We start from the raw sequence: 13,905 nt of genomic DNA, 5'->3' as shown, positions 1-13,905 counted from the left end.
CGTCTTCGATCATCATGCCGGCCCCGCGTCGACGCGCGAGCGTACCGCACACGCGGCCCGTCACGACGCGCGAATTGCACGAAACGTGCGCAACGCGTCGACGAGCGCGGCCGTGTCGCCGAATTCGCGATCCGCGTCGGGCAGCGCCGGCCGCTCGACCATCACGACGGGAATGCCCCGCTCGCGGGCGACGTCGAGCTTCGCCTCGGTCGCCGCGCCGCCGCTGTTCTTGCTGACGACCACGTCGATTCCGGCTGTCGCGAAGAGCACGCGCTCGCCGTCGGCCGAGAACGGCCCGCGCGCGGCGAGCACGTGCGCGCGCGCGTTGCCGGGATGCGCGTCGAGGCAGCGCACGAGCCAGTGCTGATGCGGAGCAATCTCGTCGAGATGCGCGAGCGGCTCGCGCCCGAGCGTGAACAGCGGCCGCGCGAACGGCGCGATCGCGGCGGCGACGCCGTGCCAATCGGCGACGCCGCGCCAGTCGTCGCCGGGCTGCGGCCGCCACGGCGCGCGGCGCAGCGCCCAGTACCGCACGCCCGCCGCGCGGCACGCGGCGGCCGCGTTCGCGCTGATTCGCGCGGCGAACGGATGCGTCGCGTCGACGACGAGCGCGATCGCGTGCTCGCGCAGATGGCGCGCGAGCCCGTCGGCGCCGCCGAAGCCGCCGACGCGCACGTCGCACGCCAGATCGTCCGGCACCTTGCCGAGGCCCACGAGGCTGTACACGTCGCGCGGCGCGAGCGTGCGCGCGACGCGCAGCGCGTCGCCCGTGCCGCCGAGCAGCAACACGCGGCGCGCGCTCATGGCGCGACGCCGACGATGCGGCTCGCTCGATCGATCGCGAGCACTTCGACGTCGACCTCGTCGGGCACGATATCGCGCGCGACGCGGCGCGCGTGCGCGCACACGATGTCGCCGAGCGGCACGTGGTGCGCGAGCGCGAGCGCCAACGCCTGCTGGCTCGTGTTCGCCGCGCGGATCTCGTGCTGCAGCACGGCGCTCGCGCCCGCTTCGCCCGCCCACGCGGCGAGGAGCGGCAAGTCGATGCTCGAATGTCGGCTGTGCAGATCGAGGTGCCCCGCGGCGAGCTTGCTGAGCTTGCCGAAGCCGCCGCACAGCGTGAGCCGCGCGACGCGCGCGCGGCGCAGATACTTGAGCACCGCGCCCGCGAAGTCGCCCATTTCGATGAGCGCGATGTCGGGCAGGCCGTAGCGCGCGCGCACCGCGTCCTCGCTCGCGTTGCCGGTGCACGCGGCGATGTGCGACACGCCGTTCGCGCGCGCGACGTCGATCCCCTGATGAATCGACGCGATGTACGCGGAACACGAGAACGGCCGCACGATGCCCGTCGTGCCGAGGATCGACAGGCCGCCGACGATCCCGAGGCGCGGGTTCATCGTCTTCAACGCGAGCGTCTCACCGTTCTCGACGCCGATCGACACGTCGAAGCCGCCCGCGTAACCGTGCTCGGCCGCGAGCGCGGCGAGGTGCTCCGCCATCATCCGGCGCGGCACCGGGTTGATCGCCGGTTCGCCGATCGGGATCGTGAGCCCCGCGCGCGTGACCGTGCCGACGCCCGCCGCCGCGTGAAAGCGCACGCCCGGCTCGTGGGCGAGCTTCACGCGCGCGAACACGAGCGCGCCGTGCGTGACGTCCGGGTCGTCGCCCGCGTCCTTGATCGTGCCCGCCTCGGCGCCGCCGTCACCCGTCACGCGGCAGAACTCGAGGCGCATCGCGACGCGCTGCCCCTTCGGCAACACGATCTCGACCAGGTCGCTCGCCTGAGCGCTCAGCAACAGGCGCGCGGCCGCGAGCGACGTTGCGGTCGCGCAACTGCCCGTCGTGTAGCCGAAGCGCAGCGGTGCCGGCTGCTCGGGCGTTTCGTCGCGCATCACCCGTGCTCCGGCTGCGCGTCGCGCGGTTTGCGCGCGTCGTACAGCGTGACGGGCAGCGCCTGCCGCCACGCGTCGAAGCCGCCGAGCGGCTGCGCGTGCGCGACCGATACGCGCGTGAGCGCGCCGCCGTGCCGCTCGCGCCACGCGACGAGCGCCGCCTCGCCCTGCAGCGTCACCGCGTGCGCGACGAAACGGCCGCCGGGCTTCAGGCCGGCCCAGCACGCGTCGAGCACGCCGTCGCGGCTCACGCCGCCGCCGACGAACACCGCGTCGGGCGCGGGCAGGCCCGCGAGCGCGTCAGGCGCGCGGCCCGCGACGAGCTCGAGCGCCGGCACGCCGAGCGCGTCGCGGTTGTGCTCGATGAAGCGCTGCCGCTCCGGATGCGCTTCGATCGCGATCGTCCGGCAGCTCGGATGCGCGCGCATCCATTCGATGCCGATCGACCCTGAGCCCGCGCCGACGTCCCACAGCAATTCGCCGGGCGCGGGCGCAAGCCGTGCGAGCGCGAGCGCGCGCAGATCGCGCTTGGTCAGCTGGCCGTCGTGGCGGTACGCGTCGTCGGGCAGGCCCGGCGTGAGCGCGAGGCGCGGCGCGTCGGCGCGCGCGGGGCATGCGCGGCATTCGATCGCGACGAGGTTGAGCGCCGCCGTTCGCGCGTCGCCCCACGCGTCGGCGCGCGCGTCGATGCGCCGCTCGAGCGGGCCGCCGAGATGCTCGAACACGGTCATCGCGCTCGGCCCGAAGCCGCGCGCGGCGAGCGCGAGCGCGAGCGCGGCGGGCGTCGCGCCGTCCGCGCTCAGCACGATGAGACGCCGGCCCGGATACAAATGCCGATTGAGCGACGCGAGCGGGCGGCCGACGAGCGACACCGCGTCGACGTCCTGCAACGCCCAGCCGACGCGCGCGGCCGCGAGCGACAGCGAAGACGGCGCGGGCAGCACGCGCCATTCGTGCGGCGCGAGCGCGCGCGCGAGCGTCGCGCCGACGCCGAACAGCATCGGATCGCCGCTCGCGAGCACGCACACGCGCGCCGGACGCCGCGCGAGGAGCGGCGCGAGATCGAACGGCTTCGGCCACGGCGCGCGCTCGGCCCCACGCCGCGCCGGCAGCATCGCCAGATGCCGCTCGCCGCCCATCACCACCGCCGCCTCGGCGAGCGCGCGCCGCGCGCTCCTGCCGAGCCCCGCGTATCCGTCGTCGCCGATGCCCACCACCGTCAGCCACGCGGTCATCCGTCGTACTCCATCGTGTTCCTGTCGATCCTGAAAGCGTCGCCCGCGCAGCGCATCCCGCGCTCGGACGTCACGAAAAAAGGCATAATACAGCGTCCGTCGACCGGCGCCCCACGGGGCCCAAGAGGGAACGCAGGGCGCGCCGCGCCGCTGCGGCTGCCCCCGCAACTGTGAGCAGCGAGTCCGCATCCGATCCACGCCACTGGTCACGCCGCCCACCCGCGGCCGCCGGGAAGGCCCGCTGCGGATGACGACCTGCCAGCCAGGAGACCTGCCGGGACGTTTCGTTCGTGCCATCCAACATCGGGCGGGGTGTACCGATGCCGCAGCCCGCCGCCCGTGCGCATCCCGCGCGGACCGGCCGGCTCGGGCCGCCGCGCGACGCCTGATCCGGAGCGCCGTTGAACCCTTCCGCCGCCGTTTTTTCTTCCGACGCCGCTCGCGCCGCGAGCGCGTGCCCGGGGCTCGTGCGCATCGTCGCCGCGCGCGACGGCGGCCTGTGCCGGATCAAGCTGCCGGGCGGCGCGCTTCGCGCCGCGCAGGCGCGCGCGGTGGCGGCCGTCGCGCGCGCGTTCGGTTCGGGCGTGATCGAGGCGACCAATCGCGCGAACCTGCAGTTGCGCGGCGTGAAGGCGGGCAGCGAAGCGCGCGCGAGCCGCGCGCTGATCGACGCGGGGCTCGGGCCGCTCGCGGACGGCCTGCCCGCCGCGTCGCTCGATGCATGCGTCGCCGCGCGCGACGACGTGCGTAACGTGATGCTGAGCCCGACGGCCGGCCGCGATCCGCACGCGCTCATCGACAGCGCCGCGCTCGCCGCGCGCCTTCTCGACATGCTGCAGACCGAGCCGCGCTGCGCCGCGCTGTCGCCGAAGTTCTCGGTGCTGCTCGACGGCGGCGAGCGGCTCGCCGCGCTCGATCATCCGCACGACATCTGGCTGTCCGCGCTGCGCGACGCACACGGAGACACATGGCTCGCGCTCGGCCTCGCCGGCTGCCCGCCCGTCGACGGCGAGCCCGTCGCGCCGCACGCCGGCGCGCTCGCCGCCGTCGCGCCGGCGCAGGCGCTCGCATGCGTGCGCGCGCTCGTGACGCGCTTCGTCGAGCGCGCGCCGGCGGGCGCGGCGCGCATGCGCGATCTGCTCGCGACGTGCGCGCCCGACGCGTTCCTTTCGGATGTCGAAGCAAGCTTGCCGTTCGCGCTGCGGCGCGGCGCGGAACTTGCCGGCTGGCGACGCGCGCGCGTCGACGCGTCGCTGCGTTTCGGCATCCTCCCCGAGCGGGACCCGGCGCGCCGCGTCGTCGGCGCGCAGCCGCCGCTCGGCCGGCTCGACGCCGACACGCTCGACGCGCTCGCGACGCTCGCCGACACGCACGGCGACGGCACGCTGCGCATCACGCCATGGCAAGGCGTGATGCTGCCCGGCGTCGCGCGCGACGCCGGGCGCGACGCGCTGGCGCGCCTGGCCGCGCTCGGCTTCGTCTGCGACGCGTCGGCGCCGCTCGCGCACGTGGTCGCGTGCGCGGGCTCGACGGGCTGCGCGCGCTCGCCCGCCGACACCAAAGGCGACGCGCTCGCGCTCGCCGGGCGGCTCGCCGCGCCCGTCGACGTGCACGTGAGCGGCTGCGCGCGCTCCTGCGCGTTGCCGCACGCGGCCGAGCACACGCTCGTCGCGAACGCGGCGGGCCGCTACGACCTCTATCGGCGCGACGGCGCGACGGGCTTCGGCCGCGCCGTCGCGCGCCAACTGACGATCGACCAGGCCGCCGCCGCGCTCGCGCGCGACGCGCGGCCCACTCAGGATGACTTGGATGCTTGACTACCTTCGCGACGGCGAAGCGATCTACCGCGAATCGTTCGCGACGATTCGCGCGGAAGCCGATTTGACGGGCGTGCCGCCCGACCTCGAAAAACTCGCGGTGCGCGTGATCCACGCGTGCGGGATGGTCGACATCGTCCGCGACCTGCGATTCTCCGACGGCGCGGGCGCGGCGGGCCGCGCGGCGCTCGCGGCCGGCGCGCCGATTCTGTGCGACGCGCGGATGGTGGCCGAAGGCATCACGCGCGCGCGGCTGCCCGCGGCAAACCCGGTGATCTGCACGCTCGGCGAAGCGGACGTGCCGCGGCTCGCGCGCGAGATCGGCAACACGCGCTCGGCGGCCGCGCTCGAACTGTGGCGAGCGCACCTCGCGGGCAGCATCGTCGCGATCGGCAACGCGCCGACCGCGCTCTTCCATCTGCTCGACATGATCGACGCGGGCGCGCCGCGCCCCGCCCTCATCCTCGGCTTTCCGGTCGGTTTCGTCGGCGCGGCCGAATCGAAGGCGCTCCTCGCGGCCGACAGCCGCGGCGTGCCGTTCGTCGCGGTCGCGGGCCGCCGTGGCGGCAGCGCGATGGTCGCCGCCGCCGTCAACGCGCTCGCTTCGGAGGCCGAATGACGCGCAACACCGGCCGCCTGTACGGGCTCGGCGTCGGGCCGGGCGACCCCGAACTCCTGACGATCAAGGCGCTGCGCGTGCTGCGGGCCGCGCCCGTCGTCGCGTATTTCGTCGCAAAGGGCAAGAAAGGCAACGCGTTCGGCATCGTCGAGACGCATCTGAGCGACGCGCAGACGCATTTGCCGCTCGTCTATCCGGTGACGACCGAGGCGCTGCCGCCGCCCCTTTGCTACGAAAGCGTGATCGCCGATTTCTACGACACGGCGGCCGCGCTCGTCGCCGCGCATCTCGACGCGGGCCGCGACGTCGCGGTGATCTGCGAGGGCGATCCGTTCTTTTACGGCTCCTACATGTACCTGCACGACCGCCTCGCGCCGCGCTACGACGCCGAAGTCGTGCCGGGCGTGTGCTCGATGCTCGGCGGCGCGGCGGTGCTCGGCGTGCCGCTCGTCTATCGCAACCAGAGCCTCTCGGTGCTCTCCGGCGTGCTGCCCGAGGACGAATTGCGCGAGCGCCTCGCGAAGGCCGACGCGGCCGTCGTGATGAAGCTCGGCCGCAACTTCGACAAGGTGCGCCGCGTGCTCGACGAGCTCGGGCTCGCGCGGCGCGCGCTGTACGTCGAGCGCGCGACGATGGCCGCGCAGCGGATCGTGCCGCTCGCGGACGTCGATCCGATGGCGTCGCCGTATTTTTCGCTGCTCGTCGTGCCGGGGGAAAAATGGCAAGGATGACGGCCGCGCCCGCGATCGTGATACTCGGGCCCGGCGCGCTCGAGACCGCGCGCCGGATTCGGGCGCGCTGCGACGGCGCGCGGGTGCATGCGCTCGCGGGGCGGCTCGACGTCGGCGCCGATGTCGACGTCGCGTTCGCCGAGCTCGGTCCGCACCTGCGCGAGCTGTATGCGCGCGGCGCGCCGATCGTCGCGCTCTTCGCGGCCGGCATCGCGATTCGCTGCGTCGCGCCGTGCCTCGCCGACAAGGGCGCGGAGCCGCCCGTGCTCGCGGTCGCCGAGGACGGCAGCGCGGTCGTGCCGCTGCTGGGCGGCCTCGCGGGCGCGAACGTGCTCGCGCGCGAGATCGCCGGCGCGCTCGGCGTTGCGGCCGCGATCACGACGAGCGGCGAGCTGCGCTTCGGCGCATGCGTGCTGAATCCGCCCGAAGGCTACGCGCTCGCCGATCTCGACGCGGGCAAGCGCTTCGTGTCCGATCTGCTCGCGGGCGAAAGCACGCGCGTCGACGGCGACGCGACGTGGCTCGACGGCGTCGCGCTGCCGCGCGACGCACACGCGGCGCGCGTGATCCGGATCACGCCGCATGCGCCGCGCGGCGATGCGCGCGAGTTGCTGATTCATCCGCGCAGCGTCGTCTTCGCGTTCGGCGACGAGGGCTGCGCGGGCGACGGCGGCGCATGCGGCGCGTCGGATCGCAGCCCGACGGCGCACCCGGATGCACCGCGCTCGGGCGCAACCGCGCACGCCGCGACGCCGGGCCTGCCGCCGCTCGCCGCGCGCATCGTCGCGACGCTCGCCGCGCACGACTTCGCGCCGCTCGCGCTCGCGGCCGTCGTCGCGCCGGCGCGTCGCATCGCCGATCCCGCGCTGACCGACGCGGCTCGCGCGCTGCGCGTGCCGCTGCGCTTCGTCGAGACGGCCGCGCAGGACGCCGCCGGCGTGCTCGACGCCGCGCTGCCCGCCTCGCTCGCGAGCCGCCGCGTCAGCATGCCGCACGTCGATTCGACATCGCCCGGCGTCGCGATCGCCGTCGCCGACGCGCCCGTCGACGCCGACACGCTCGGCACCGCGCGCGGCCGCCTCACGGTGCTCGGCCTCGGCCCCGGCCGCGCCGACCTGATGACGCCTGCCGCACGCGCGGCGCTCGCCGATGCGACCGACGTCGTCGGCTACGCGACCTACGTGAACATGGCGGGCCCGTTCCGCGCGGATCAGCAGTTGCACCTGTCCGACAACCGAGAAGAGCTGCAGCGCGCGCGGCATGCGTTCGAGCTCGCCGCGCAAGGCCGGCGTGTCGCGGTCGTGTCGTCGGGCGACCCCGGCGTGTTCGCGATGGCGGCGGCCGTGCTCGAAGCGCTCGACGGATCGGACGATGTGCGCTGGTCGGCCGTCGAGCTCGACGTCGTGCCCGGCGTGTCGGCCGCGCTCGCGACGGCGGCCGAAGCGGGCGCGCCGCTCGGCCACGACTTCTGCCTGATCTCGCTGTCGGACAACCTGAAGCCGTGGGCGATCATCGAAAAACGCATCGATTGCGCGGCCGCCGCCGATTTCGCGCTCGCGTTCTACAACCCGGTGTCGCGCGCGCGGCCCGTGCAGTTCGATCGCGCGCTCGACATCGTGCGCCGGCATCGCGCGCCGGACACGGTCGTCGTGCTCGGGCGCGACATCGGCCGCCCCGGCGCGACGCTCGCGACGACGACGCTCGGCGCGCTGTCCTCGCAGCAGGTCGACATGCGCACGATGGTGATCGTCGGCTCGTCGACGACGCGGCGCATCATGCGCGACGGCGCGCGCGAATGGGTGTACACGCCGCGCTGGTATCGCTGATCCCGAAGCGGAGTGAAGCGGCGCGCATCGCGTGTCGCGCCGCGCGCGACGAACCGGGCGCGGCGCGCATGCAGTCCGCGCCGCGATCGCATCGCCGCGCTCAATGCGCGCGATCATTTCGGATCGCGAATCAAGTCGCTCGCCAAACCTTGAATCCGAATAATAAAAAGAACGACTAACGATTCCATAATGCGGACGATTCCTCCATGATGTGCGAGCCGAAACGCCGACCGCCCATCGAGCGCGGCGGCGCGACGGCGATATGCAGGCCAGCATATCCACCCATCAACATGGAGAGAACAATGAACTTCAGCATGTCGTCACGCATCGTCCCGCGCGCGATCGCGGCGGGCTGTCTTCTCGCGGCCGCGGGCGCGTCGCACGCGGCGAGCGCTTACGCGCCGTACGTCGACGTGACGCTTTATCCGACGCCGCTCGTCGACCAGATCGGCGTGCAGCAAGGCATCCAGCAATTCATGCTCGCCTTCGTCGTATCGGGCGGCAACCAGTGCGCGCCGTCGTGGGGCGGCGTGCAGTCGATCGGCAACGGCGCGACGGGCGACCTGCTCAACACGATCGCGACGTCGGTGTCGAACTATCGCGCCAAGGGCGGCGACGTCGCGGTGTCGTTCGGCGGCGCGGCCGGCCTGCCGCTGATGCAGGCCTGCTCGAGCGTGGCCGCGCTGAAGAGCGCGTATCAGACCGTGATCGACACGTACAGCCTCACGCATGTCGACTTCGACATCGAAGGCGCGTCGCAGCAGGATTCGGCGGCCGTCGCGCGCAACTTCCAGACGGTCGCGCAATTGCAGGCCGACTATGCGGCGAAAGGCAAGCCGCTGCACGTGACGCTCACGCTGCCGGCGATGCCGACGGGGCTCGTCCAGGACGGCCTGAACGTGCTGAACGCGGCGCTCGCGAACAAGGTGGCGCTCGATGCCGTGAACATCATGACGATGGACTACGGCCCCTCCGGCATCGACATGGGCGCGGCCGCGATCAGCGCCGCGCAGGGCCTCTATTCGCAGCTCGACATCGCGTACAAATCGGTCGGCCAGCCGCAGACCGACGCGCAACTCAAGCAGCTCGTCGGCGTGACGCCGATGATCGGCGTGAACGACGTGCAGGGCGAGACCTTCACGCTCGCGAACGCGCAGAGCGTGCAGACGGCGGTCGCGAACAACAGCTACGGCTTCGTCGGCATCTGGTCGATCACGCGCGACAAGCCGTGCGACGGCGGCTCGCAGTATGCATCGCCGATCTGCTCGGGCGTCGCGCAGCAGCCGTACGCGTTCTCGTCGATCTTCAAGCAACTGGGCGCGCACTGGGGCTCGGGCGTCACGCAGGACCCGAACTACGGCGGCGGCTCGGATGGCGGCGGCAAGCCGCAGCCGGGCGCGCCGTGGTCGCCGACGCAGGTCTACACGGCGGGCGCGACGGTCACGTATCAGGGCACGACCTATCAGGCGCAATGGTGGACGCAGGGCGACATTCCGGGGCAGTCGTCGGTGTGGAAGCCGGTCGGCGGCAACTCGCCCGCGTGGTCCGCGACGACCGCGTATCCGGGCGGCGCGTGCGTGATGTATCAGGGTGCGAAGTACTGCGCGAAATGGTGGACGCAGGGCGACGTGCCGACCGCGGGCGGACCGTGGGCGAAGGCCTGACGGCGGCGGCCGGGCCGCGCGGCGACGCGCGCTAGCCGGCCGCCGCGCGGGATCGGCGCTCGCGCGGGCCGCTCCCGCCTGGCCGGCGATGCGCGTCGCCGGGCAGGATGCTCGGCTCGTTCGGCGCCCGGAATGCGGGAATTCGGGAACGCGGCGGCGGTGCGAAGCACGTGGCGTACGGCGGCTCTGCCGCCGGATACGCGCGGGGGCGACCGGTTTGTCGCGCTCGCGCGCCCGATTCGCTGCGTTCACGTTGCCGCAACAGATTCTCGCTGACGACGTTCTCGCTGACGACGTCATATCCTTGTGCGCGAACCTTTGTGTCACGTGGCATGCGACCGACGCTGTCCGTCAAAACGTCGCCGGGCATCGTTCCGGCATCGCCAACACGCGCGGGCGCGCGACGCGAATATGACGATCGGACGATGGAACGATGCCGCGCGGCTGCAGTATGCTGGGCACGTCGCTTTTTTCCGGAGTCGCCATGAAACGCTTCCTGCCGTGCGTCGCCGCCTTCTGCTTCGCGCTACCCGCCGCGCATGCCCAAACACAGATCTACCACTTCGACGAAGGCGGCACGACGCCGACGGGCGTCACGTCCCAGCCTGCCTCGGCACCCGCTCAGGCGCGCACGCATCAGGCCAAGCCGCATCGGCATTCCGTGCACCGCAAGAAGCACCACCGGACGCACCGCCGCGCCCGCGGCGCGCAGCGCGACAGCTTCTATTCGCATCCGTGACGTTCGTGGCGCTCGTGGTGCTCGTGGTGCTCATGGCGCGCCTGCCCGTTCGATCGGCGCGGTCACGGCGTCGCCCGGACGGGCCGCGGCTTCGCGCCAACGGCGGCCGCAAGCGCGCCTGACGCGCGCTCGAGCTCGAACGTCTCGCGCGAGCGCGGCGCGGCGGATGTCATCGATGCGCCCGGTTGTGCGAGCTCCGGCGGCTTACTCGCGATCTTGCTGCCGCGATCTTGCAGTTGCGCCGGACGCTCCGCGATTCGCCCGAGCCCGACCTTGCAAGCGCCGGCCGCCGATCGGATGCGTCGCGCGGCGACATGCCCCGCCGCGCAACACGTCGGCGACGGGTGCATGACGTGGACGGCCGCGTCATGCCGCTTGCTGCCGCACGTGCTTCGCAGCGCAAAGGGAGCGATTACGCCGCGTGCAGCGCCGCGATCCGCGCATGCAGCCATTGGCGCAACGCGTCGATCTCTTCGATGCACACCGAATGCGGCATCGGATACGCGTGCCAGTCGACGCTCGCGCCCTTCCCGCGCGCAAAATCGCGCGCGGCCTCGCCGAGCGCGATCGGCAGGATGTCGTCGTCGGTGCCGTGCGCGGCGAAGATCGGCGTCGCGCGATTTGCGTCGGCGAGCCGCTCGTCGATGAAGCGCGGCGACGGAACGTAGCCGGACAGCACGATCAGGCCCGCGAGCGCGTCCCGATGCGTGAGCCCCGCCGTGTAGGTCATCGCGCCGCCCTGCGAGAAGCCCGCGACGAAGATCCGCGATGTCGGAATGCCGCGCCGGTTCTGCTCGTCGATCAGACCGCGCACGGTCGCGCACGATGCGTCGATTCCCGCTTCGTCGACCTGCCGGTTCACGCCCTCGAACGACAGGATGTCGTACCACGCTCGCATCACATAGCCGTTGTTCGCGGTGACCGCGATCTCGGGCGCGTTCGGGAACACGAAGCGCACGGCCGGGCCGTTCGCGATCCGCAGCTCGGGGACGAGCGGCACGAAATCGTTCGCGTCGGCGCCGAGGCCGTGCATCAGGATCACCGCGAACGCGGGGTTGGGGCCGGTTTCGATTTCGATCGTCGGCTGGTCGTCGAGCATGCTGAGGCTCCGCGAGATGGGATGGATGGGGAACAGCGCATCGATGATCGCATATCGCCGCGGCAATCGACTGCCGCGCGCGGTATGGACGGCCGGCGCGGCCGCGGCGTGCGCCGGCACCGCGATCGCCCGAGCGTCAAGCGATCCCGCGCGCGAGCTCATCGGGCGTGGCGAGCGTCGCGCCCCATGCATGCGCGAGCCGCTCGCAGCGGCCGAGCCGCACGGCCGCGTCGTCGAAGTCGACGACGACGATTCGGTCGGCGAGCGCCGGCCGCGCGGGCGCTTCGGCCGTGCGCCCGTCCGACAGCAGCCATACCCAGCGCCGCTGTTGCGGGCGCCGGCGCGCCGCGCGCGCGAGCAGCCGCGCCGCGGCGTCGATGCCTTGCGCGAGCGGCGTGCCGCCGCCGCCGCCGACAGGGGCGAGCCAGCGCTCGTTCCACCAGCGCGGCACGGCGGGCCCGAAGCGCACGTCGGCCGAGCCGCCGCCGAAGCAGACGAGCGCCGCGTCGGCGCGCTCGCGCGCCAGACAATCGAACAGCGCGACGACGAGCCCCTTCGCGCGCGCGAGCCGCTCGGCCGTCAGCATCGACGCCGAGCAGTCGAGCACGAAGCAGTGGAGCGCACCGGGCGCCCCCGTCTGCGGCCGGTAGCGCAGATGATCGGCGCGCAGCGCAGCGCCGCGCGTCGCGGCGAGTGTCGCGCGCCACGCGATGCGCGCGCCGGGGCGGCCCCGCGCGTCGTCCGTGCGCATGCCTCGTTCGAGCCATCGAAGTCCGCTGCCCGGCGCGTTCGCGACGGCAGCGGCGGCATCCGTCCGATGGCTCAGCGTTTTTTTGGCGACAACGGGATCACGCCCTTGACTGGCGTCATGCCCGCCGGCTCGGGCGGCAGGTAGCCCCAGTCGCCGTCGTCAGTTTGCGGGGGGCGGCCGCTTTCGCGTGCCGCATCGCGATTGCCGGCTGCGTGCCGCGCGGTGCCGGTTGCGGCGGACGATCGCTCGCGCGGCGAACCGGCGCCGCTTGCACGCCGCATGTCGTCTGCGTGAGCGTCAGCCGCGGCGTCGCGCGGCGGCGCGTCGAGCCGCGCCGAATCGCTCGCGCGGTCGGTTTCGCCGGCGCGCGCGGATTCGCGCCGCCCGGCCCGCGCGCCCGCTTCATCCTCCGGCCGCGTGCGCCGATGCCGCAGCACGTCGGCCGCGACGCGCTCGACATGCGCCGCCTCGACGATCGTCGCGCCTTCGAGCGCCGCCAGCGCCCGCGCCGCGCGCAACATTACGAGGTCGCCGCGCAGGCCGTCGACGGCCGCGTCGATGCAGCGTTCGGCGACGCGCGCGTGCGCGTCGTCGCCGAACGCGAGCGCCGGCAGCGCGGCGCGTGCGCTGCGAATCCGTGCGACGAGCGCGGCTTGCGCGTCGCGGTGTTGCGCGCGGAATGCGTCCGGATCGAGGTCGAACGCGAGCCGCGTCTTGACGATCCGTTGCCGCGTCGCCGCGTCGTAGCAGTTCGCGAGCTCGACCATCAGCCCGAAGCGGTCGAGCAGTTGCGGCCGCAGCTCGCCCTCCTCCGGATTCATCGTGCCGACGAGCGCGAAGCGCGCCGCATGGCTGTGCGAGATGCCGTCGCGCTCCACCGTGTTGACGCCGCTCGCGGCGGCGTCGAGCAGCGCGTCGACGAGCGCGTCCGGCAGCAGGTTGATCTCGTCGACGTACAGCACGCCGAGATGCGCGCGCGCGATGAGGCCGGGCGAGAAGCGCACCGCGTTGTCGGCGAGCACGCTCGCGAGGTCGAGCGAGCCCGTCACCTGCTCGTCGGTGGCCGACAGCGGCAGCGTGACGAAGCGCCCTTCGGGCAGCAGCTCGGCGAGCGCGCGCGCGGCGGTCGATTTCGCGGTGCCGCGCGGGCCGCTGACGAGCACGCCGCCCAGGCCCGGATCGACGGCGACGAGCAGCAGCGCCTGCTGCAGCGCCTCCTCGCCGATCAGCGCGGAAAACGGATACGCGGCGGGCAGCGCGCGCTCGTCGGATGCGGCGGCCGCCGCGTGCGATGGGTTCGTGTCGTTCACGTGGCTTCCCGTGATGGTGACGGTTGCATGGCGCGCATCGTGCGCGAGGTTCGGATCGACCGGGCGGTTTGCGGCGCGTGCGCGGGTGCGGGTGCGTGCGCCGCCGTCGCGCCGTTCGCCGCATCCGGTGCGCGCGCGCCGTGCGCCGATCGCGCCGCGCGTGCCGCTTCGTTCATTGCCGTCACGCCGCACGCGGCGCGCCCGCCTGCAATCGCCCGGGTG

Annotated in this window: 14 protein-coding genes and 1 riboswitch; of the genes, 6 read left to right on the top strand and 8 right to left on the bottom strand. The window is 73.4% G+C overall.

Features of this window, described 5'->3' with window-relative positions; genetic code table 11:
* Nucleotides 1-60: 60 nt before the first annotated feature.
* Genes WS91_RS13535 through WS91_RS13525 form a run of 3 tightly spaced genes read right to left on the bottom strand, consistent with a single transcriptional unit; the run spans nucleotide 61 to nucleotide 3,127 of the window.
* Nucleotides 61-804: a cobalt-precorrin-6A reductase gene (locus tag WS91_RS13535; RefSeq protein ID WP_038743022.1), complete on the bottom strand. Its 744-nt coding sequence runs from the start codon at nucleotides 802-804 to the stop codon at nucleotides 61-63.
* Nucleotides 801-1,892 (bottom strand): cobalt-precorrin-5B (C(1))-methyltransferase, encoded by a 1,092-nt coding sequence (locus WS91_RS13530; protein ID WP_082758180.1) that lies wholly within the window; start codon nucleotides 1,890-1,892, stop codon nucleotides 801-803. Before WS91_RS13530 ends, WS91_RS13535 begins: the two co-directional genes overlap by 4 nt.
* On the bottom strand, nucleotides 1,892-3,127 hold the full coding sequence (locus WS91_RS13525) for a bifunctional cobalt-precorrin-7 (C(5))-methyltransferase/cobalt-precorrin-6B (C(15))-methyltransferase (RefSeq protein ID WP_059574952.1): 1,236 nt from the start codon (nucleotides 3,125-3,127) through the stop codon (nucleotides 1,892-1,894). The genes WS91_RS13530 and WS91_RS13525 overlap by 1 nt, the downstream gene beginning before the upstream one ends.
* Before the next feature lie 85 nt (nucleotides 3,128-3,212).
* A riboswitch (cobalamin riboswitch) is annotated at nucleotides 3,213-3,420 on the top strand.
* 108 nt (nucleotides 3,421-3,528) lie between these two features.
* On the opposite strand from WS91_RS13525, the gene cobG reads away from it, so the two are divergent.
* The 4 genes from cobG to cobJ are packed head-to-tail and all read left to right on the top strand — an operon-like array spanning nucleotide 3,529 to nucleotide 8,120.
* Nucleotides 3,529-4,944, top strand: coding sequence for a precorrin-3B synthase (gene cobG / locus WS91_RS13520; protein ID WP_059670409.1), 1,416 nt, complete (start codon nucleotides 3,529-3,531; stop codon nucleotides 4,942-4,944).
* Complete coding sequence (locus WS91_RS13515) at nucleotides 4,937-5,563, top strand: precorrin-8X methylmutase (RefSeq protein WP_059574956.1); 627 nt, start codon at nucleotides 4,937-4,939, stop codon at nucleotides 5,561-5,563. The genes cobG and WS91_RS13515 overlap by 8 nt, the downstream gene beginning before the upstream one ends.
* Nucleotides 5,560-6,294: a precorrin-2 C(20)-methyltransferase gene (locus WS91_RS13510; RefSeq protein ID WP_059574958.1), complete on the top strand. Its 735-nt coding sequence runs from the start codon at nucleotides 5,560-5,562 to the stop codon at nucleotides 6,292-6,294. The genes WS91_RS13515 and WS91_RS13510 overlap by 4 nt, the downstream gene beginning before the upstream one ends.
* Complete coding sequence (cobJ, locus tag WS91_RS13505) at nucleotides 6,291-8,120, top strand: precorrin-3B C(17)-methyltransferase (protein WP_059670408.1); 1,830 nt, start codon at nucleotides 6,291-6,293, stop codon at nucleotides 8,118-8,120. The genes WS91_RS13510 and cobJ overlap by 4 nt, the downstream gene beginning before the upstream one ends.
* A 175-nt stretch (nucleotides 8,121-8,295) precedes the next feature.
* On the opposite strand, the gene WS91_RS36820 is transcribed toward cobJ, so the two are convergent.
* Entirely contained in the window at nucleotides 8,296-8,436 is a 141-nt protein-coding gene (locus tag WS91_RS36820) for a hypothetical protein (RefSeq protein ID WP_162836166.1), read from the bottom strand.
* On the opposite strand from WS91_RS36820, the gene WS91_RS13500 reads away from it, so the two are divergent.
* A complete protein-coding gene (locus WS91_RS13500; protein ID WP_059670407.1) occupies nucleotides 8,423-9,784 on the top strand; it encodes a chitinase in 1,362 nt (453 codons plus the stop codon). The two genes, WS91_RS36820 and WS91_RS13500, sit on opposite strands and share 14 nt — an antisense overlap.
* A 351-nt stretch (nucleotides 9,785-10,135) precedes the next feature.
* Here WS91_RS13500 and WS91_RS37745 read toward each other — a convergent pair whose 3' ends face one another.
* Nucleotides 10,136-10,270, bottom strand: a complete 135-nt coding sequence (locus WS91_RS37745) for a hypothetical protein (RefSeq protein ID WP_257789108.1) — start codon at nucleotides 10,268-10,270, stop codon at nucleotides 10,136-10,138.
* Between WS91_RS37745 and WS91_RS13495 the strand changes: the two genes are divergently transcribed.
* The gene (locus WS91_RS13495; RefSeq protein WP_059670406.1) at nucleotides 10,269-10,523 is read left to right on the top strand and encodes a hypothetical protein; all 255 of its coding nucleotides are present in this window, start codon (nucleotides 10,269-10,271) and stop codon (nucleotides 10,521-10,523) included. The two genes, WS91_RS37745 and WS91_RS13495, sit on opposite strands and share 2 nt — an antisense overlap.
* A 412-nt stretch (nucleotides 10,524-10,935) precedes the next feature.
* Here WS91_RS13495 and WS91_RS13485 read toward each other — a convergent pair whose 3' ends face one another.
* From WS91_RS13485 to WS91_RS13475, 3 genes are all read right to left on the bottom strand, one after another.
* Nucleotides 10,936-11,622: an alpha/beta hydrolase gene (locus tag WS91_RS13485; RefSeq protein WP_059670429.1), complete on the bottom strand. Its 687-nt coding sequence runs from the start codon at nucleotides 11,620-11,622 to the stop codon at nucleotides 10,936-10,938.
* Nucleotides 11,623-11,758: 136 nt separating this feature from the next.
* Entirely contained in the window at nucleotides 11,759-12,373 is a 615-nt protein-coding gene (locus WS91_RS13480) for a vWA domain-containing protein (protein ID WP_059670405.1), read from the bottom strand.
* 71 nt (nucleotides 12,374-12,444) lie between these two features.
* A complete protein-coding gene (locus tag WS91_RS13475; protein WP_059670428.1) occupies nucleotides 12,445-13,683 on the bottom strand; it encodes an ATP-binding protein in 1,239 nt (412 codons plus the stop codon).
* Nucleotides 13,684-13,905: the final 222 nt, after the last annotated feature.

The organism is Burkholderia sp. MSMB1498 (genome assembly GCF_001526245.1).
GTDB classification, from domain to species: Bacteria; Pseudomonadota; Gammaproteobacteria; order Burkholderiales; family Burkholderiaceae; genus Burkholderia; species Burkholderia savannae.
This window is presented reverse-complemented; position numbering and strand designations above follow the sequence as displayed.

Excerpts from the sequence above, each read along its gene's own strand:
- WS91_RS13485 (WP_059670429.1), bottom strand. The coding sequence starts at position 11,622 with ATGCTCGACGACCAGCCGACGATCGAAATCGAAACCGGCCCCAACCCC.
- WS91_RS13515 (WP_059574956.1), top strand. The coding sequence starts at position 4,937 with ATGCTTGACTACCTTCGCGACGGCGAAGCGATCTACCGCGAATCGTTC.
- WS91_RS13510 (WP_059574958.1), top strand. The coding sequence starts at position 5,560 with ATGACGCGCAACACCGGCCGCCTGTACGGGCTCGGCGTCGGGCCGGGC.
- WS91_RS13525 (WP_059574952.1), bottom strand. The coding sequence starts at position 3,127 with ATGACCGCGTGGCTGACGGTGGTGGGCATCGGCGACGACGGATACGCG.
- WS91_RS13500 (WP_059670407.1), top strand. The coding sequence starts at position 8,423 with ATGAACTTCAGCATGTCGTCACGCATCGTCCCGCGCGCGATCGCGGCG.
- WS91_RS13495 (WP_059670406.1), top strand. The coding sequence starts at position 10,269 with ATGAAACGCTTCCTGCCGTGCGTCGCCGCCTTCTGCTTCGCGCTACCC.
- WS91_RS13480 (WP_059670405.1), bottom strand. The coding sequence starts at position 12,373 with ATGCGCACGGACGACGCGCGGGGCCGCCCCGGCGCGCGCATCGCGTGG.
- cobJ (WP_059670408.1), top strand. The coding sequence starts at position 6,291 with ATGACGGCCGCGCCCGCGATCGTGATACTCGGGCCCGGCGCGCTCGAG.
- WS91_RS37745 (WP_257789108.1), bottom strand. The coding sequence starts at position 10,270 with ATGGCGACTCCGGAAAAAAGCGACGTGCCCAGCATACTGCAGCCGCGC.
- WS91_RS36820 (WP_162836166.1), bottom strand. The coding sequence starts at position 8,436 with ATGCTGAAGTTCATTGTTCTCTCCATGTTGATGGGTGGATATGCTGGC.
- WS91_RS13530 (WP_082758180.1), bottom strand. The coding sequence starts at position 1,892 with ATGCGCGACGAAACGCCCGAGCAGCCGGCACCGCTGCGCTTCGGCTAC.
- WS91_RS13535 (WP_038743022.1), bottom strand. The coding sequence starts at position 804 with ATGAGCGCGCGCCGCGTGTTGCTGCTCGGCGGCACGGGCGACGCGCTG.